19 protein-coding genes are annotated in these 20,280 nt (G+C 39.6%); all 19 read right to left on the bottom strand.

The genetic code is table 11. The features are described 5' to 3' along the window. Window positions 1-131: 131 nt before the first annotated feature. Window positions 132-1,553 (bottom strand): sugar porter family MFS transporter, encoded by a 1,422-nt coding sequence (locus L1999_RS25540; protein ID WP_235741085.1) that lies wholly within the window; start codon window positions 1,551-1,553, stop codon window positions 132-134. A gap of 217 nt (window positions 1,554-1,770) precedes the next feature. Next, window positions 1,771-2,970, bottom strand: a complete 1,200-nt coding sequence (locus L1999_RS25545) for a Gfo/Idh/MocA family protein (protein WP_235741086.1) — start codon at window positions 2,968-2,970, stop codon at window positions 1,771-1,773. A 59-nt stretch (window positions 2,971-3,029) separates the two neighbouring features. Further along, window positions 3,030-3,971 (bottom strand): sugar phosphate isomerase/epimerase family protein, encoded by a 942-nt coding sequence (locus L1999_RS25550; RefSeq protein ID WP_235741087.1) that lies wholly within the window; start codon window positions 3,969-3,971, stop codon window positions 3,030-3,032. Between the two features lie 315 nt (window positions 3,972-4,286). Further along, window positions 4,287-5,195: an AraC family transcriptional regulator gene (locus tag L1999_RS25555; protein ID WP_235741088.1), complete on the bottom strand. Its 909-nt coding sequence runs from the start codon at window positions 5,193-5,195 to the stop codon at window positions 4,287-4,289. A gap of 337 nt (window positions 5,196-5,532) precedes the next feature. Continuing rightward, window positions 5,533-6,741: an MFS transporter gene (locus L1999_RS25560; RefSeq protein WP_235741089.1), complete on the bottom strand. Its 1,209-nt coding sequence runs from the start codon at window positions 6,739-6,741 to the stop codon at window positions 5,533-5,535. 63 nt (window positions 6,742-6,804) lie between these two features. Then, entirely contained in the window at window positions 6,805-7,671 is an 867-nt protein-coding gene (gene fba / locus L1999_RS25565) for a class II fructose-1,6-bisphosphate aldolase (protein ID WP_235741090.1), read from the bottom strand. A 78-nt stretch (window positions 7,672-7,749) separates the two neighbouring features. Beyond that, window positions 7,750-9,660, bottom strand: a complete 1,911-nt coding sequence (gene iolD, locus L1999_RS25570) for a 3D-(3,5/4)-trihydroxycyclohexane-1,2-dione acylhydrolase (decyclizing) (RefSeq protein WP_235741091.1) — start codon at window positions 9,658-9,660, stop codon at window positions 7,750-7,752. Between the two features lie 14 nt (window positions 9,661-9,674). Beyond that, a complete protein-coding gene (iolC, locus tag L1999_RS25575) occupies window positions 9,675-10,673 on the bottom strand; it encodes a 5-dehydro-2-deoxygluconokinase (protein ID WP_235741092.1) in 999 nt (332 codons plus the stop codon). An 18-nt stretch (window positions 10,674-10,691) separates the two neighbouring features. Beyond that, window positions 10,692-11,510, bottom strand: a complete 819-nt coding sequence (iolB, locus tag L1999_RS25580) for a 5-deoxy-glucuronate isomerase (protein WP_235741093.1) — start codon at window positions 11,508-11,510, stop codon at window positions 10,692-10,694. Window positions 11,511-11,589: 79 nt separating this feature from the next. Continuing rightward, a complete protein-coding gene (locus L1999_RS25585; protein WP_235741094.1) occupies window positions 11,590-13,065 on the bottom strand; it encodes a CoA-acylating methylmalonate-semialdehyde dehydrogenase in 1,476 nt (491 codons plus the stop codon). Window positions 13,066-13,286: 221 nt separating this feature from the next. Next, entirely contained in the window at window positions 13,287-13,676 is a 390-nt protein-coding gene (locus L1999_RS25590; protein ID WP_235741095.1) for a tautomerase family protein, read from the bottom strand. A gap of 181 nt (window positions 13,677-13,857) precedes the next feature. After that, entirely contained in the window at window positions 13,858-14,721 is an 864-nt protein-coding gene (locus L1999_RS25595; protein ID WP_235741096.1) for a sugar phosphate isomerase/epimerase family protein, read from the bottom strand. A 209-nt stretch (window positions 14,722-14,930) separates the two neighbouring features. Beyond that, complete coding sequence (locus L1999_RS25600) at window positions 14,931-15,686, bottom strand: DeoR/GlpR family DNA-binding transcription regulator (protein ID WP_215045024.1); 756 nt, start codon at window positions 15,684-15,686, stop codon at window positions 14,931-14,933. A 139-nt stretch (window positions 15,687-15,825) separates the two neighbouring features. Next, the gene (locus L1999_RS25605; RefSeq protein ID WP_235741097.1) at window positions 15,826-16,581 is read right to left on the bottom strand and encodes a DeoR/GlpR family DNA-binding transcription regulator; all 756 of its coding nucleotides are present in this window, start codon (window positions 16,579-16,581) and stop codon (window positions 15,826-15,828) included. A 187-nt stretch (window positions 16,582-16,768) separates the two neighbouring features. Continuing rightward, window positions 16,769-17,386: a bifunctional phosphoribosyl-AMP cyclohydrolase/phosphoribosyl-ATP diphosphatase HisIE gene (hisIE, locus tag L1999_RS25610; RefSeq protein WP_215045020.1), complete on the bottom strand. Its 618-nt coding sequence runs from the start codon at window positions 17,384-17,386 to the stop codon at window positions 16,769-16,771. Further along, window positions 17,383-18,144, bottom strand: coding sequence for an imidazole glycerol phosphate synthase subunit HisF (gene hisF / locus L1999_RS25615; RefSeq protein WP_235741098.1), 762 nt, complete (start codon window positions 18,142-18,144; stop codon window positions 17,383-17,385). The genes hisIE and hisF overlap by 4 nt, the downstream gene beginning before the upstream one ends. Next, window positions 18,141-18,863: a 1-(5-phosphoribosyl)-5-[(5-phosphoribosylamino)methylideneamino]imidazole-4-carboxamide isomerase gene (gene hisA / locus L1999_RS25620; protein WP_235741099.1), complete on the bottom strand. Its 723-nt coding sequence runs from the start codon at window positions 18,861-18,863 to the stop codon at window positions 18,141-18,143. Before hisA ends, hisF begins: the two co-directional genes overlap by 4 nt. After that, entirely contained in the window at window positions 18,860-19,486 is a 627-nt protein-coding gene (gene hisH / locus L1999_RS25625) for an imidazole glycerol phosphate synthase subunit HisH (protein WP_235741100.1), read from the bottom strand. The genes hisA and hisH overlap by 4 nt, the downstream gene beginning before the upstream one ends. A gap of 40 nt (window positions 19,487-19,526) precedes the next feature. Then, window positions 19,527-20,114, bottom strand: a complete 588-nt coding sequence (gene hisB / locus L1999_RS25630) for an imidazoleglycerol-phosphate dehydratase HisB (protein WP_215045012.1) — start codon at window positions 20,112-20,114, stop codon at window positions 19,527-19,529. Window positions 20,115-20,280 lie beyond the last annotated feature (166 nt).

Raw genomic sequence — 20,280 nt, forward strand, 5'->3', positions numbered from 1 at the left:
ATTAGAAATAAACTAAAGGTGGATTATTTTTATATGAACTTAGTGTTAATTCTTAAAGATACCTATACAAAAAAAAAACGCGGAGCTGTCCTCTAGACCATCTCCGCGGTTCAGTTATTCACTTAATTTTTCTATGCTCTCATTTTAAAGTTTTCTTCTATTTGTTCTAATGAATGGCCTCTTGTCTCTGGCAAGTTTTTCGCTACAAATACAACCCCAATGAATCCAAACACAGCAAATAAGAAAAATGTTCCGGAAAGTCCGAGTGTGTTTAAAAGAGTAGGGAACAGTAGTCCTACTATAAAATTACATAGCCATAAAAATAATGTAGCAATTCCCATACCAACACCACGTATTTGAGCTGGAGATGTTTCAGCAATAATTAGCCAACCTAAAGGACCAATTGCCCCTTGGAAGAAGGCTAAATATAGGACTGTCAGTGATAATACGACAAATGGCAGGGCCGGTGAACCAGCAAGTGCGAAGGTAGAAATACCAATCGTAATTAAAACAATGGTTACACCCGTTAAACCTGTAAGCAGCATGGACCGTCTGTTGATTTTGTTTGTAAGGGACATACCCACGATAACAGCAACAACAGCGATTAATCCATTAGCCACGTTTGCAATCAAAGCCGTTTTTGTTCCAAAACCGGAACTTTCAAGAATTTGCGTTCCGTAATACATAATAGAGTTTATACCGACTAACTGAGATATGGATCCAACCATAACTCCTATTAATACCATCTTTCGAATCCAAGGTATTCTTAAATCTTTTAGTGATCCTTTTTCCATTTTTTGCTCTGCTTGGATATGTGCTTTTATTTCATTTAATTCTTGCTGTGCTATATCCTCGTTACGAATCATTCGAAGTACTTTTAATGCATCAGCCATTCTTCCTTTTGATGCTAACCAGCGAGGACTTTCTGGTAAAATAACCACACCAATCCATAAAGCCACAGCAGGTAATGTTGCAATGACTAACATGTAACGCCAAACATGTCCTGTATCACCAAAGACATTTCCGATGACGGCATTAAAGATATAAGCTAGAAACTGCCCCGTTACGATCATCAATTCATTTCGCGTAACCATCATGCCCCGCCGGTCCGAAGGAGACATTTCTGCAAGATACGATGGTATGATCACGGAAGAACCACCGACAGCGAGACCGAGCAAAAAGCGGAAAAAAATCATGATTGAGGCATTTGGTGCAAGAACGCAGCCTATTGTTGAAAATAAGAATAAAATTGCTAGATACATGATTAGGCTTCTGCGTCCTTTTTTATCAGATAACCGGCCTCCCGTTATGGATCCAAAAGTAGCCCCTAGTATTAATGAACTCGCTACTAATCCTTCTGTAAAAGCATTAAGATTCAATTGATCTGGTTTAGCCATAAATGGGAGTGCTCCATTAATTACCCCTGTATCATATCCAAATAATAGCCCCCCAAATGTTGATACAGTTGTAATTAATTTCAAGAACTTTTTTGGGTTCTTTTCCTGGACATGTTCCAGTTGAACTGGATTCTCCGAAACGTTGAGATTTTGCATGTTCAATTTCCCCTTTGTCTAATTGTTTTAGAACCATTTCTTCTGCCAGATTCCTTGATGATGTCAAATTGAAATAAACGACTCCCATATAGATTCTTGCTAGTTCAATTAACTTAAAACGCTTTCATTCTACTCAAAAAAAATATTTTATCTAACCGAGGAACAATCTATGGTCATTGCCCCCCCGGCGTAATCTTTTATAAGGATGCTGTTTAATTTACACTAGCTGTGGTTTTTTGCTCTCATATTCTACCCAAACCGAACCGTTGTCTGCAGAACGGACACAGTTTTCAATCCAGCGAATCCCTTCAATTCCAGCATTAATATCAGGGTAGACCAGATTTTTCAATGTTTCCTCGTCGCCGCGATTTTTGGCATCAATGGCAATGGCAAATTTCAGATAAATATTTGCCCAAGATTCAGATAACCCTTCTTGATGTAATGCTCCTAAACGCTCATCCGTATTACATGTTTCATCCAAGTAAGGCATGGCACGAATTAACGTTTGAATAGGTTCTCCCTGAACTTCGTATCTTAGTTCATTTGGTTTGCTATCCCACCATTCCAGGCTTGCTTTCGATCCGACAATGCGAATTCTGTGGCCGTCCATACACCCTGCATTGATCGAAGATGTCCATAGTCTGCCTACTGCTCCGTTTTCATATTGCATCATAACAAAAGCATTATCCTCTAAAGGAGCACGGGATCCAACAAAACTTTGTCGGTCACATAATAATTTTTTAATTTTCATGTTTGGCATAATCAGCTCGGACATATAGTAGGTATGGGTTGAAAGATCTCCCAAAACAAAACTTGGACCAGCAACCTTAGGATCTATACGCCATTTTTGGGCAGCATTTGTTTTATCACCTTGTTCAGTTGCACTAAAACCGTGTGTATATTGTAAATCAACTACACGAATATCACCAATTTTACCTTGTTCAATCATGGCTCGCATTTGAAGCAGTAACTGGTTTCCAGAAAAACCATACGTAACTCCGACAATTTTCCCCAGTTTCTCTGCTAGTGCTTTGATTTCCTCACCCTCTGCCACAGTAAAGAACAAAGGTTTTTCACAAATCACATGCAATCCGGCTTCCAATGCTGCTTTCGTAATTTCATAGTGTGTTCCGTTAGGAGTGGCAATGGATACAACCTCGATACCATCTTCCCGTTTCGCTTCTTCTGCAAACATTTTTTTATAATCAGGATAGCAGCGACTCTCATCCACACCTAGATTAACACCAAAGTCTTTTCCTCTATCAGCATCAATATCAAATGCACCTGCTACTAACTGATAAGCAGTATTATCTCTTAGTGCACCAATGCGGTGTTTATAACCAACCTGGCCAGTTCGCCCGCCTCCAATCATAGCCCAGCGTAGTGGTCTTGCAATCTTTTTCTCTCCATTTAACATTGTAAAAACTCCTCTCAATTGAACCATTTATATTTTATTTTTAAGAAATTTCGGTAAAATTAAAAGCTAAGTGTTTGTTTTAAAGCATCAATCGACGTTTTAATTCCTGCTTCAACGGACATGGTCAGATCTTCCATTTCCAAGGAAACTTCACTGTTATAGCCCATCATGCGTACAACAGAGAAGAATTCTTTCCACCATTGCAAATCCTGACCGCAGCCGACAGCCACATAATTCCATGCTCTATTTGCTGTATCCGTAACCTCTTTTGTTTCCAATACACCATTCACAGCAGATAAATGTCTTTCAATTCTTACATCTTTACCATGAACATGGTGTATCGCTGCTCCTAGTTCTCTGGCTGACAAAATCGGATCGGCACCCATCCAAATTAAATGGCTTGGGTCTAAATTCAAACCAACCATCGGTCCAACGGCATTTCGTAATCTAAATAATGTTTCCGGATTATAAACTAACATCGAACTGAAATTTTCTAGGGCAATTTTTTCAACACCGCAAGATTCAGCCTTTTTCACTAACTCTTTCCAATACGGAATGGCTACTTCATTCCATTGATAATCCAAAATATCTTTTAACACTGGAGGCCAACTTACTGTATAGGTAATCCAGTTAGGAATTTTATCTTCCGGGCTTCCTGCCGGCAGGCCACTCATCATAATGACCTTCTTCACACCAAGTAAACCGGCTAATTCCATTGTTTTTTCTGTTACTTCTCTGTGCTCTTTTCCAAGTGCACCTGGATCTAATGGATTTCCAGAACAATTCAATGCACAAAGCTTAATATTCCGCTTTTCTAATTCACCTAGAAATTCATTTCTTTTTGCTTCACTTTCTAGCAATTCATTTAAACTCAAATGTGGTGCAGGTGACCAGCCGCCTGTTGTCATTTCAATGGTATCAATCCCCATCTCAGCCACTGTATCCAACATTTTTTCAAACTGCAAGTGGCCTAAGCTATCAGTTACATATGATAATTTCATAGAATTCTTTCCTCCTTGTTTTGATCGCTGTGTCTTTATGAATCCTTTATTCCATAAAAGTATTTTTTACATTTAAGGACATCTTACAAATCAACTTGTTATTGGAGTATTCGCTTTCATTTTTTTATGTCTTTATTTTCCAATGAATCACCTTCTATGATATTGTAATGACCTTGTTTACATAGGTAATTATATAAAAAGAATTCAGAATAGTAATTAAATTATAGAGACATGTTTTTATACTTTAAGGACATCTTTTTTTCGAATGATTATATTTTCATAAATAAAAAAACACCCCCAATATAAGTGGAGGTGTCAGCTATGCGAATAGGTAGTTGTATGTTGGTTTACAAACAGAGAGCGAAACTTTCCTGGAGATGTTTGCATCATGGAAGTAAAAACACGGGTAAAATATTGAACATTCATAAAACCCGTTTCTTCTGCAATTTCCTTTAACGATAAATCTGTTTTTTTGAGTAAAACCATTGCCTTTTTTATTCTTTCGTCCTGCACGTACTTAGAAAAACTTACTCCTAATTCAGACACAAAAACTCGTGACAAATGTCTTCCGGATATGTGTAAATGTTTGGCTACTTCCGTAAGTTTCAGAGAATTGGATAAATTGTCATGAATATATAACTGCGCCTGAGTAAGAAGGACGGAATGCTGTTCGGTATCATGTTTATGATTACTTTTATTCAAAGCAGGGACAAAATCTTGCAGGATTGAGAGAATAAGAGAAAAGGCAATATCGGAAAGCATCTCTTCAAAAAACTCATTTTGCCGCTTTGTTGCCTGTATAAGCAGTGATTTCCATAATAATGCTGTTTCCATTTCATCTTTATTATGTAAAATAATTTCGGTGCATTTTTTGGCGGTTTCCATGATTCTAATCCAGCTTTCATTCGACTCTAATTCGAGAAGGTCAAAGGCAACGTATAAGAGAGACAGCCCCTTTTCGCTTTTTATTTGGTGCTGAATTTCAGGTATTGATAAAAAAAGTGTATTCTCTTGAAGAGTAAAGGTATTTTGATCATCTAGGTAAGTTCCTTCCCCCTCAACGACATAACACACTTCGAAAAAAGAATGTTTATGTAATTGATTGTCATAATGTTTCGGCATGACTCCCCAATAATGAATGTGAAATGAGGCGCCATTTTGGTTTAAACGATGGACATAATCATTCAATGAAGTTTTTCCGGATAGATATTTATTTAAATCCAATATAAGCACTCCCTTTCCAAGCAGCTGCCTTTTTAACCTTTCATTCAAGCAAAGTATGACATAAATAATCTTTTTCTGTCTAATAATAGGAGAGAAAAGTTGCTTTAAAAAGATTACTGATTGACAAAACAGCTTGTTCATTAACTAGCAGGTTTGTGTTCTAATTCGGAACCATGTACTAATTTAATAGTATATTGATTGTTTTTGTCCTGTATTTCACAATAACCGGAAGTGTACTCGAATAACAATTAATACTCTTTTCCTCCATAAATGACATCCATATATTTCATAAACTCTCCATCCTCTTTTTTATTTACCAGATTTGGACATAACGTTATTACCTAGGCCCGGCTTCGTATTTTTCGGAAGATGGTTCCGCCATTTCTGCGTGGTCCTTCCCCCAAATGTTGATGAGAAGCGTAGCCAATAATCCCAGTAATCCTACAAAATAAAAACCTGCTTTAATCCCGATAAGTGAATTAAAGATCCCTGCAAAAAATGGCCCTGTAAAGATGCCAACAGCATAAATCGCTTGGTAGGCACCCATCGCTGTCGCCCTTTTTTCGAGTGCAATTTTTTCAATGGCCAATCCCAACAATAACGGGAAAATTAAGCCCAGTGAAAATCCGCAAAATATCTGATCGGCTAAAAACAACGCTTGACTCTGAACAAACGGAATGAGTAATGTAAAAACAGAGGCAAGGAAAAAGGCCGTTTTTAGGGCATTCCATTCACCCAAATGTGGAACCAATACTCTCCCCATAAAAAGAGTCGCAATGGCGTGAGGGATCATAAATGCAAACACGATCCAAGTTAGCTCACTTTTCGTAAAGCCAATCTGGAGAGCATAGTTGGAGGTAAATCCAAACATCGTTGAAAAAATAATACTATGGGCCAAAATCGAAAGAAGAGCCACTTTCAACAATGATGGTTCTTTTATAACAGCTGCTAATTCCTTCACCTTTAGCGGCTCTCTCTCTATTCCTTCTTTTGATTCAAAAATAAACAGGGACAGGATAACACCAAGAATGCTGAAAGAAACAGCCAGCCAAAATGGAGCTTTCCAACCCCATTCACTTACGATTGAACCACTGAAACTCATCCCTAAAAACTGGGCAAGCACGACAATAAACGAAATACTCCCCATTGCCCGATGGACTTCATGATCAGCAAAATAACTTGGATATAAGACGGTAAAGGCAACCCACGTTGCGGCTGAAATTCCTGCCAGTGCTCGGGCAGCGAGAATCCAGCCTAAACTATCTGTAAGTAAAAAGATGCCGCAACTTACCATGCTGACCAACATACCAAAAATGATAAATGGTTTCCTAACTTTTTTTACATCAGAAAAGATGCCAATGGGAAGTCTGCATAAAAGCTGCATAACCCCATAGCTGCTCAATACAATCCCAATAAATGTATACTTTCCGCCCAATGATTCCATATAGGGTGAAAAAATAGGAACATAGAGAAATTGCGGAAACCACAATAGAAAGGAAACAACAATAAAAAGATATTTGTTTCTATTTGATCGTAAAGTACTCAATATACCACTTCCAATTTATTAAAAAATTCACGAAAAAACCGGGCAAAGACCGCCCGGTTGAATTTATGCTTTATTGCTTGATTTAAACTCTCTTATCTTCTCTTTGACTGTTTCTTTCACAGCTTCCTTACCTGGTGTAAGAATGGTCCGGGCATCATACACTTTTTCATCGTTTTCTAATACATTTCGGACAGCTTTCGCCCATGCCTGTAAGCATTCTGTATTCACATTAATTTTGGCATGACCCAATTCAATTGCTTGATGGATTTGGTGTAATGGGATGCCTGAACCACCATGTAATACAAGCGGCACATTGGTTAATTCTGAAATCTCTTTCATTTCAGCGAACCCTAATTTTGGTTCTCCTTGGTATGGGCCATGTACAGAACCAAGGGCCGCTGCCAGTGCATCAATTTCTGTTTCTTGGACAAGCCGTAAACATTCCTGTGGATCTGCATAATTAATGCCGCCGATAAGACCATCCTCATTACCGCCCACGGTTCCAACCTCAGCTTCGACAGTCACACCGTGATGTCGGGCATAGTCCGTCACTTCTTTTGTCATAGCAATGTTTTCTTCAATGGAATGGTGTGAACCGTCAATCATAACGGAAGTATATCCAGCATCAATGGCTTCTTTACATCTTTCCACACTATTTCCATGGTCAAGATGAAGCGCAACGGGAACCGTAATCTTCTTTTCCTCTACAATGCTATTTATCATCGTAGCGATCGTCTTAAATCCGCCTAAATAATCTACTAATCGATCGGAAGAAGCCACAATAATAGGAGACCGCTCCTCCTCAGCTGCTTCCAGTATCGCTTCTGCCCATTGAAAGCTGTTGATATTAAATTGCCCTACTGCATATTTTTCTTTTTTCGCTTTCTCAAGCATTTCTTTCATCGGAACTAATCTTGATGTTGCGATCATTTCCATCCCACCCCTCTTGTCTGAATTTTCAAACTTATTGAGGCGGATCAAATTCTAAAGAATTTGATCCAAACCGAATTAATATTGTCTTGCTGTTTCTAATTTTTGTTTTCTTGCCTCATACGCCTTTTGAATGCTTTCCTTATGAGATACTTCCGCAACACCGACATTCCACCAGCTGTCATAGCCGTCCGTCATGGTTTTAGGAAGAACTTTAATATCGATTAGTGTAGATCCCTCTTGCTGTTTCGCGTCTTCTAAAGCTTCTTTCAACTGTTCAACAGTATTAACGCGGTAGGTTTTTGCCCCATAGCCTTCTGCTACTTTTGCATAATCAATCGTTAAGATTTTATTATCATGTGTTCTGAATTCTGTATGGAAACTGTCGCTTCCGTTTTCCATTTGTAAATTGTTGATACAGCCCCATCCTGAGTTATCGAATAAGACGATATTGACCTTTTGATTGTATTGGATCGCGGTAATGAATTCAGAGTGCATCAATAAGAAGCTGCCATCACCTACAAGTGAATAGACTTCTTGATTTGGTGCTGCCAATTTGGCTCCTAAGGCGCCTGATACTTCATAGCCCATGCAGGAATAGCCGTACTCAACATTGTACGTATTTGTTACCGTTGGATTCCAGATCCGTTGTACATCTCCTGGCAGGGATCCTGCTGAAGTAATAATGATGCTATCCGGTGCAACCGTATCATTAACGGCTAATAATGCCGTTGTCTGCGCAAGCTCCGTGTTCAACGCATCTGCATACTCATTTAGTACTTCTTGAGTAAAGTTATTTTTCACTTCCGGCTGGAAATTTTCACGGCTGAAGGTTACTTGACTTAAGCGGTTGCGCTCCGCAGTCCATTCTTCCTTCAATTCAGCAATGATCGGGCCAAATTCACTTTCATACCCTTCTAATAATGGGGCCAATTGCTCCAAGGTGGTATTGGCATCTGCTACCACTTGGAAGGCATCCAATTTATAGGCCTGCAGACGGCTGACATTGATGTTTAAGAACTTTGTTGTTTCAAAATTAAAAGCAGTTTTCGAAGAAGTGGCAAAATCCGTGTATCGTGTACCGATACCAATGATTAAGTCGGCTTGACGGGCAGCTTTATTCGCAGCCAATGTACCCGTAATCCCCATACCGCCTAAATTATTTTCAAAATCAGACTCAACAGTGGCTTTACCAGCTTGTGTTTCTACTAATGGGATATTATGTTTTTTCGATAGAGCAACTAAAATATCACGAGCCTGCGAATACTTTGCTCCTCCACCAACTAAGATAACTGGCTTTTTACTTGTTTTAATCAGTTCTGCAGCACCATTTAATTCACGTTCAACCGGTGCTTTGCGATCTAAATAATGGACGCGCTTTTCAAAGAATTTTTCATCATAATCGTACGCTTCCCCTTCTACATCCTGGGAAATACAAATCGTAGCAGGACCAGCTTTCCCTGGGTCGGTCATCACTTCAAACGCACGTATTAAACTGGACATTAGCTGTTCTGGACGGGTTACACGATCCCAGTATCTTGAAACCGGTTTTAATGCATCATTGGTTGTGACAGCCGCGCTATATTCCTGTTCCACCTGCTGCAGCACTGGGTCAGGCTGGCGGGTAGCAAACGTATCTCCTGGTATTAATAACATAGGAATATTGTTGGCAAGAGCCGTGGCAGCAGCCGTTACCAAGTTCGCTGAACCCGGTCCAACCGAGGTTGTTACCGCATAAATTTTTTGCCGAAGCATTTGTTTACCATAAGCCATTGCAGCAAGAGCCATTCCTTGTTCATTTTTACCCTGGATGACTTTTAAATGTCCCGGATTTTGTTCAAGCGCCTGGCCCATTCCAAGTACATTTCCATGTCCAAATACGGCGAAGACTCCTTCAACAAATGGAGATTCCTGGCCATCCACTTGAATATATTGCTGATTTAAAAATTTGATTAAAGCTTGCGCTGTTGTTAATCTAATTTTCCCCATGACTATTTACACCCCTAGCTTAATTGTTCTGCTTTCTCCGATCTTTCTTCAATCAATTGTTCAATTTCTTCTACTGTTGGCATTGCTTCTGAAGAACTGTGCTTACTTACAACAATTGCCGCAGATGCACTGCCGAATTTTAGAGCCGTTTCAATATCTTTACCTGAAATTAACGCATATAAGAAGGCAGAAGCGTAAGAGTCTCCAGCACCAAACGTTTTTAGTACTTTTGTTAAGTAAGCATGGCCTCTGAATGTTTCTCCTGACTTTGTATAGGCATAGGATCCTTCTACCCCATGCTTAATCACGACTAATTCTGGAGAATGCTTAAACAACTGTTCGATGGTTTCTGCGTTACTGCCTTCTGTCACATTTTCCATGACATCAAATTCATCACGTGTACCAACAACAACATCTGCCTGCTGTGCTACTAATGTATAATAAACAGATGTTTCTCCAAGGGATGTCCATGTATATCCACGATAGTCTAATTCGAATACTACTTTTACGTCATTTTTCTTTGCCAGTTGAATCGCTTTTAACACAGCTTCACGGGAAGGGCTTTTGGCAAGAGCGGTTCCTGATACTAGCAGAACCTTCGCCTTTTTAATATAATTTTCATCTACTTCTGACGGCTGTAAATAGAGATCCGCTACTTCATCCCGATACATTAGAATGCTGCATTCTTCCGGACTCTTAATCTCTGTAAAAGCCAAACCTGTCTTATGACCTTCTTGATCCACAACCATGTTGGATGTATCAACACCCACACCGCTCATATATTGCTCAATAAAGCGGCCATGCTGATCATTGGCAAGTTTTCCAATAAACCCTGCTTTTAAACCCAGTTTCGATGAACCAATAGCGATATTGGCTGGTGAACCGCCTACATATTTTTTAAATGTCATCGTTTCTTCCATTGGACGATTGTATTCCACTGCGTTCAAATCCATGCATGCACGGCCAATTGCAATCAGATCAAACTCTCTATCAGAACTAAATTGAATCTTCATGTTTAAAAACAACTCCTTTTATTTACGGTTTAAAATCCATTCATGGGCTGGTTCGTTGTAGAATTTCCAAATACGTGTTGGTCCTGCCATAACATTTAAATAATAGGACTCATAACCATCAGGTACACCAACTGGATGATAGCCGGCTGGTACTAAAACGACATCACCATGCTCAACCGCCATCGTTTCATCTAATGAACGGTCATCTGTATAGACTCGCTGGAATACAAATCCTTGTTTTGGGTTCATTTCATGGTAGTAGCTTTCTTCTAAGAATGATTCCTCTGGCAAGTTATCCTGATCATGCTTATGCGGAGGATAGCTTGACCAGTTTCCACTTTCTGTGAATACCTCTACAACTAGTAAACTATTAGCAGATGGATTCGAATCGGGAAGGATATTATGGACTAAACGCTTATTGCTGTATTTTCCTCTATTTTCAATCCCATTCTCATCTGCCTTTATTAACTTTGTAGGAAGTTGATTGTTCGATGGTGAATAGCAAAAAGCCACACGAGCTTGTGTAACACCCTCCACCTCAAAAGAACGGTCATTGGAAACATAAACACTGTCGGTTGGTTTCTTTTCAAAAACTTTTTCCCTTGTGCCGATATTCTCAAAAACTTCTTCGCCAGCCGTCACATTTATTTTTCCTGTTAAGGCAACTATGCAGCATTCCACTTTGCTTAAGTCTTCTGTATACTTAGCACCCGGGGCTAAATCTACTACTCTGAATCCAACATATTCTAATGGGGAGTTTTCACTAGTTACTTCCTGAACGATGGTAACTCCTGGTGACGTTTCGTTTTGTTTGGGTTTTCGGAGCAATTTACTCACGTGTAATCCTCTCCTATCTATGTAATAGCTATTATCCTGACTGCAAGAGACAGGATAATAGCCTTTTTGATGCTGATATTTATTCGAATGAAGGTGTTTTATAATTTGCTGTAACCACTTTTTTATGTGTGTAGAATTCTACGCCGTCTTTTCCGTTCGCAGGTAATGTTCCAAAGAAGGAAGATTTCCATCCTGAGAATGGGAAGAAAGCGATTGGTGCTGGAACACCTAAGTTAATACCAAGCATTCCTGCATCAATATTCTCACGGAAGTAACGTATGGAAGATGCATTTGAAGTATAGATACATGCGCCGTTTGCAAATTCTGATTTATTTGCGGTTTCAACCGCTTCTTTTAGATTTTTCACACGAACGATGGAAAGTACTGGTGCGAAAATTTCATCTTTCCAGATCGTCATATCAGTTGTCACATCGTCGAAAATAGTTGGTCCAACAAAATATCCTTCTTCAGGAGCATTTTCACGGCCATCACATACTAGTTTAGCACCTTCATCAATACCTGTTTGGATATATCCTAATGTACGCTGCTGATTTTGTTCGCGAATAACTGGTCCTAAGAATACTCCCTCTTCAAGGCCATGTCCGATTTTGACTGCTTTTGATTTCTCGACTAATTTCTCAAGAAACTCATCTGCAATTCCTTCTTCCACGGTTACAACGGCACAAGCCATGCAACGTTCGCCAGCCGAACCAAACGCTGAAGCAATAACGTTTGTTGTGGCAAGTTCTAAATCTGCATCATTTAAAACGATGGAGTGGTTTTTAGCACCTGTTAGGGCTTGAACACGTTTTAGGTTTTGGCTTCCGCGCTTATAAACATATTCTCCAACTGGCTTTGAACCTACGAATGAAATAGCTTTTACTTCTGGATGGTCTAACAGTCCATTTACTACATCATGTGCACCATGAACCACATTAAATACGCCTTTAGGAAGACCAGCTTCTTCTAATAGTTCTGCTAATCTATTAGCTAATAATGGAGTTCTTTCAGATGGTTTAAGAACGAATGTATTTCCAACGGCAATGGCGGTTGGGAACATCCAGCATGGTACCATCATTGGGAAGTTAAATGGTGTAATGCCGCCAACAACCCCGATTGGATAACGATAATTTGTAACCTCAACATCTGTTGCAATCGTTGAAAGTGAATCTCCCATCATTAGTGTAGGTGCGCCTGATGCAAATTCCACATTTTCAATTCCACGTCCTACCTCACCTAGTGCTTCAGAAAGGTTTTTACCATTTTCGATCGTGATAATACGAGCCAATTCTTGTTTATTCTTTTCTAATAATTGTTGGAATTTAAATAGGACCTTCGCACGTTTTGTCACAGGTACCTTTTTCCAGCTTTCGAATGCTTTTGCTGCCATTTCTACTGCATAATCAAGCTCTTCTTTTGTTGAAAGTGGAACCTTTGCAATAATTTCCTTTTTAGCTGGATCATAGACATCTTCAAACTGTGTCGTTTTACTATCGACCCATTCACCATTTATGTAATTTTTTAGAGTTTTAACTTTTACAGCTACGTTAGACATTTTTTCTTCCTCCTTTAATAATAACTTCATTGTATTTTGGTACAAGTGTTAAAATGACCATCTATTAGTATAGGAAACCAATAAACTTATTCATTTGTTTATCACATGTTGGTTATCTTTTGGTTATCTTTGATTACATATTAATACTAAAACCGCTTTCAGTCAACCGTTTTTTATTACTTTTTAGATGAAAACTAACTATTAATTGAATGCATATATGATTACAACTCTCCAGTTAAAAACTGTGCTTCTCCAAAACCAAAGCTCCAGTCAGCTGCCCCGTTTGTAACGATTGAAACCATAATGTCCTTTGGCTCTATATCACAGGATTCTACTAGCTCCTTTTTTAAGAGCTTATAAAAATCCTTCTTTTGTTTGTCACTTCTTTGGGTACTTGTGATACTGACAACAACTAGATTTCGGCTTCTTTCAAATCCTAATCCAGTATCTTCGATGATTAATTCATGGGCAGGGTGCTGAGTGACAATTTGGTAACGATCCCGTTCCGGCACTCCAAAAGCCTTTACAACAGCTCGATGCGCGGCATCTAATAATTGTTTGATAGCATCCTTATCTCGTCCCTCTAGTAAATCAAATCTAACTAACGGCATCTAATCTCCTCCCATTTCTCATATAACATTTAGTAACTTAATATAAACTATTGATTAGCTTTTGGTTATATTATGATTATATCATAATGAATTCTCGCCTCTCAGTCAACCACTTTCGCCCATCCTATAAAAAAAGTCTCTCCTCAAAGATTGAGAAAAGACTTCTAATATAAATAGACTTTTAAATATGTAGACCCTCTCTAATGGATTTCAACGTAACTTCATTGGACCACTCTGGTCTATCAGGGTAAGCAAACACTGAATTTGTTACAATTCCATCAAACTTCATTTCTCTTAATTTCCGGTATAAAGCATCAAAATTTATTTCCCCTTCACCAGGATTCAAGTGCTGGTGGATTGTGACATTTGCATTAGGAGGATTAATAATATATCTTAATCCAAAGGCTGCTTTATGATTAAGAGTATCAGCAATTAAAACATGGGCAAGTAAATCTCCCGCTTCCTCTAGATGTTGGGCAACATCGCCGATTCCATCATCATAAAAGAAAGCATGCGGGACAGAATAAACTAATTTGATCCAATCTTTATCGAAGGCACGAATCATTCGGATGGCTTCTGTGTTTAACTCGATAAAATCATTTGGATGGGATTGTAGATTTAAATTAATTCCCTCTTTTTCAAAAATAGGCATTAGCTCTTCCATTGACTTTACAAAAGCAGCTTCACTTTCCACTGGACGGCTTTTGTCACCAGCGAATTCACTGTTCATTAAATCGACTCCTAAATCAGAAGTGATTTCAATACAGCGTTTCCAATTTCTTACGGCAGCTTGGCGTTCTTGTTCATCTGGTGAAGACCATTGTTGAACAGGAAGGACAGAAGAGATTCGAACACCAGCGTCGGAACAATATCTTTTTAAGTCCTTTATCAATTGCCTATCAACCTTTGGATATTCGTAGAACCATATAAAATCTTTACGCGGTGATAACTCTACCCATTCATATCCTAATCTAGCAACTGTATCAATTGTTTCTTTAAGATTCGTATTGTCACGATAATGTGACGGATCGTATGCTAAACGCATGCTAATTTCCCCCTTCTTTAGTAGGCCAAAGCTTTCAAGTTAATCAACTTAAAATATCCAACTTTTTATTATATGTTGGTTAACTTTTGGTTATTTATAAGTACATATTAATACGAACAGTGCCAATAATCAATATATTTTTATCAATTAAACAAAAAAACCCTTCTAAAATGGAAATAGCCAAAAAGAAGGGTTTTAGTAAAAATCCGCTAGTCAGCGATAACAAGCTGAATTTGGTTATTCCTAGCGTATTCTTGGTAAGTTTCATCCGGAAGTTTATCCGTAATTAAAAAATCAAGCTCATTTAGACTACAATAGGTCATTAATCCATATCGGCCGAATTTATCGTGGTCTATCAATAGATAGACCTCCGAGCTGCGATTAACAATGGTCTTTTTTAATTCACTTTCCAAAGGAGAAGCGTTCGTTACTCCGTTTACCAATGAAATACCCGTAGAAGCCATAAAGGCCTTTTTAATATTATAATCTTTAAATAACTCCATATTTCTTGGATTAACAAAGGAATTGGTTTTACGGTCAAGCATCCCTCCTACAGAGATCACATTGAGATTCTCAAACGGAAGGGCACGAACGATAAAGTCGATACTATTCGTAAAAATGGTCAGGTTTTTCTCCTTTAGAAAATCAAACATTTCAATTGTAGTGGTGCCCGAATCGATGAAGATAAAATCCCCATCCTCTACAAAGCTAGCTGCCTTTTCTGAAATTAATGCCTTTTGTTCTTGATTACGTATTTGTCTATCTTGAAAAGGTTCAAGTTTTTTATGAACGACCGATACACCACCATAGACTTTTTTGAGATCTCCCCGGTCAACTAAATCCTGAACATCACGTCTAATCGTATTTTTAGATACATCAAAAACTTCTACTAGTTCATCTAATGAGGCAGATTGATGTTCGATCACATAATCATGTATTTTTTTGATGCGTTTATCCTTTATCATTTCGATTTCACCCTATGCTATTGTTATCGCTTACGTTATATCTATTCTATCTCCATAGTACCAACAAATAACCAGAACTTCATTATTTTTTATAAAAAGGATGAAATATTTTTATTTTATTCTTAAACGAATCATGCATTTATTTAGAAATCACAAGCCGGATAGAATTTTTTTTAGCATATTCTCTGTAAGTTGTATTTGGGGATTTATCAGTAACTAGGTAATCAATTTCATCTAAATTACAATAGGTCATTAACCCATATTTATCAAATTTATCGTGGTCCACTAATAAAAAAACCTCTGAACTTCTTTTAACGATCGCCTTTTTTAATTCACTTTCTAATGGCGATGCATTCGTTACCCCGTTAGAGAGTGAGATACCGGTAGATGCCATAAAGGCTTTCTTTATATTGTAGTTACTTAGTAAGTCTATATAAAGCGGGCTTCCAAACGAATCGGTTTTTCGATCAAGTAACCCGCCGGTAGAGATAACGGTTAAATTTGTAAATGGAAGTGCACGGATAATAAATTCAATACTATTGGTAAAAATGGTCAAACTCTTGTCCTTAATATATTCAATCATTTCAATGGTTGTCGTTCCTGAATCAATGAAGACCACATCCCCATCGTCCACATAGCTGGATGCTTTTTCTACAATCGATGCTTTTTGGTTTTGGTTTCGTGCTTTTCGGTCTTGAATGCACTCGAGTTTCTTATGAATAACGGATACACCGCCATAAACTTTTTTCAAGTCCCCCCGTTCTACCAGTGTTTGAATATCACGCCTAATGGTGTTTTTCGATACATCAAAGACCGAAACCAAGTCATCTAATGATGCAGACTTTTGCTTAATTACATAGTCATGAATTTTTTTGATACGCTTTTCTTTAATCAATTCGTCTCACCCCCCTATGGATCATTTATTTTCCATATATATAAATATATTATCATCATTTACCCAAAACTTCATCAATATTTTTTAGACAAAATTATATGAAGTGGATAAATTGTAATTTATGACCAAATGTTGATTCATGGGGAAGGGAATATTGATTTTTCACGCAAAAAAAAACCGAGCCCTATTAGGACCGGTCTTTGTGTCTTTCTTCTAATGTTCGCAGCACTTCTTTAAATGGCAGCTCTTGTTCCACCAATAAAACTTGAAGGTGATAAAGCAAATCGGCTGCTTCCCAACGAAGTTCTTCATGATCACGGTTTTTTGCCGCAATAATGACTTCCGCTGCTTCTTCGCCAACCTTTTTCAAAATTTTATCGACGCCTTTTTCAAACAAGTAAGTGGTATAGGCACCTTCTGGACGCTGTTTTTCACGTTCTAAGATGACTTTTTCTAAAGATTGTAAAATCTGATAATCTGCTAAATTGGCCTCACGGTCCACAACCCGTTCAGAAAAACAGCTGACGGCTCCGGTGTGGCAGGCTGGGCCCTTCGGATAAACTTGTACTAATAAAGCATCCTGGTCGCAGTCATAGTTAATGCTGGCAACCGTCTGGGTATTACCGCTGGTTGCTCCTTTATGCCACAACTCCTGGCGGGAACGACTATAAAACCAAGTTTCATTCGTTTCGATTGTTTTTTGTAAAGATTCTTCGTTCATATAGGCAAGAGTTAACACTTCTTTTGTATCAGCATCTTGGATAATGGCGGGGACAAGCCCCTTTTCATCAAATTTCACGTTCATCGTATGCTCACTCCTTTTTCCCTTAAAAAGCTTTTAACCTCATCAACTGATGTTTCCTTGTAATGAAAAATAGAGGCAGCAAGCCCAGCATCGGCCTTTCCGTTTAAAAAGGCTTCAGCAAAATGGTCGGCATTGCCTGCCCCGCCTGAAGCAATAACAGGAATGGTGACAGCTTCACTAACCGCTTTGGTCAACTCCAGGTCAAAACCATTTTTCTCACCGTCACTATCCATGCTTGTAAGGAGAATTTCCCCTGCACCAAGCTCGGCTGCTTCAACCGCCCACTCAACTACTTTTTTCTCTGTTGGTGTTCGGCCGCCATGGGTGTAGACACGCCAAGTCCCCATTTCCGGATCGTATTTTGCATCAATTGCAACAACTATACATTGCGAGCCAAAGTAACTGGCACCTTCCCTGATTAGGTCAGGATTTAAGACTGCTGCAGTGTTCAGCGACACTTTGTCGGCACCGGCGCGAAGAATTCTTTTCATATCCTCTAAGGCATTGATGCCGCCGCCAACGGTGAACGGAATCGCAAGCTCGGATGCTACCGCTTTAACAACCTCGACCATTGTTTTCCGGCCCTCAACAGATGCGGAAATATCAAGGAATACCAATTCATCCGCGCCTTGCTCATCATAAAATCGGGCTAGTTCAACCGGATCACCGGCGTCACGAAGCTGAACAAATTGAATCCCTTTTACAACCCGGCCATCTTTTACATCAAGACAAGGAATAATTCGTTTCGTTAACGTCACTTTACTCCCACCTCCAATGCTTCCGTAAGGGTAAAGCGATTTTCATACAGGGCCTTTCCTACAATCGCTCCTCGGATCCCTTTCTTCGCAATCGCCTGCAAGTCGTCAAGACTGCTGACACCGCCGGAGGCAATGACATTTTTGCCCGTTACTTCTGCTAGTTCACAAACCGCCTTAATATTCGGGCCCGCTAAGGTACCATCGGTAGCAATATCGGTAAAAATAAATGTTTCGGCGCCTGCATCGGCAAATCGTTTGCCAAGCTCGACCGCCTTGACGGAAGAGGTATCAAGCCAGCCATGTGTCGCAACATAACCATTTTTTGCATCAATGCCCACCGCAATTTTTGCTCCATACTTTGCAATCATTTCGATCGCAAACTCCGGTTTGGAAATGGCAATACTGCCAATAATGACGCGGTCGACGCCATTTTCAAGATAGTGAACGATATCTTCTTCTGAGCGGATTCCGCCGCCAATTTGAACCTTGGCATTGAGGTTTTGCGCGGCTTCAATGACAAAACGGTCGTTCACACGCTTACCGTCTTTTGCCCCATCAAGGTCAACCATATGAATCCACTCGGCCCCTGCTTCTGCAAAACTTTTTGCCATATCGAAAGGAGAATCTCCATAAATCGTTTCTTTATCGTAGTCCCCTTGAAGGAGACGGACACATTTTCCGCCCCGCATATCGATTGCTGGATAAATGGTTAAACTCATCGAACCGCCTCCCTTTCCGCAGCCATTTTTAAAAAGTTATCTAAAAGAGCCATCCCCAGTTTGCTGCTTTTTTCCGGGTGAAATTGCATGCCATAAATATTATCTCGTCCTACTACTGCGGATACTTGTTCATGGTAGTCAGCTTTGGCTAACAGTGCATCGTTACGGTCGGCATCAACAAAATAGGAGTGTACGAAATAAACATAGTCTTCGTTTAGACCCGTTAACAATGGCGAGTCTTTCACAAATTCAAGCCGGTTCCAGCCCATATGCGGGACCTTGTAGGTTTCGTCTGCTGGTGTGGTTCCAGGGAAACGGCGGACCTTGCCTGGCAGTAGGCCTAATCCCTTGGTAGGACCGTTTTCTTCACTTTCTTCAAAAAGTAGCTGCATGCCGAGGCAGATGCCTAAAAGCGGCTTGCCGGTTTCGGCAAATTCTTTTATGGTCTCTACCTGCAATCGTTCCATCGCATCACGGAAGGAACCGACTCCCGGAAGAATTAATGCATCGGCATTCAGTAACTCGGTTTTATCTGCGGAGATAAAATAGTCAGCGCCTAGCCGTTCAAGGGCTTTACTGACGCTGAAAAGGTTTCCCATTCCGTAATCTACGATTCCAATCATTTCTGTCACCTTCCTTATCGGTCGCTTTCTATGGTTGATTTTAGAGCATTCCTTTGGTCGATGGCACGCCTTTGATGCGTGGGTCGATGGTGGTTGCTTCGTCTAATGCTCTTGCTAGTGCTTTAAAGACAGCTTCAATCATATGGTGAGTGTTTTGTCCATAATGGACAATAACATGAAGGTTCATCCGGGCTTCTAGGGCTAGTTTCCAGAGGAATTCATGGACAAGCTCGGTATCAAAGGTTCCCACTTTTTGACTAGGGAATTCGGCGCGCATTTCGAGGTGCGGGCGGTTGCTAAGGTCAACTACTACCTGTGCGAGCGCCTCGTCCATTGGCACGAATGCATTTCCGTAACGCTTGATGCCGCGTTTGTCGCCTAAAGCTTCACGAAGGGCTTGGCCTAAACAGATACCGATATCCTCTGTAGTATGATGGTCGTCGACCTCGATATCGCCTTTGGCATCGACCGTTAAATTAAACTGGCCGTGTTTGGTAAATAGATCGAGCATGTGGTCCATAAACGGGACGCCGGTTTCGAGGTTGGACCTGCCTTCTCCATCAATATCAAACGCTAGTTTAATTTGTGTTTCACCAGTAATTCGTTCAATACTTGCTGTTCTTTCCATTTTGAGGTGCTCCTTTTTACTCTATTTATAGTTGGTGTAGGGGGTTTAAGATCATGCCTTGTGTTTTTCTGTAAGTTTGTCCTTATAATTCTAATGAGGACTGTTACTTTGGGTTTCTCCCTTTTTTTGTCAGCTATCTACTACACCATTTGTCCATTAGACGATC

It is taken from the genome of Neobacillus drentensis, assembly GCF_021560175.1.
GTDB classification, from domain to species: Bacteria; Bacillota; Bacilli; order Bacillales; family Cytobacillaceae; genus Neobacillus; species Neobacillus drentensis_A.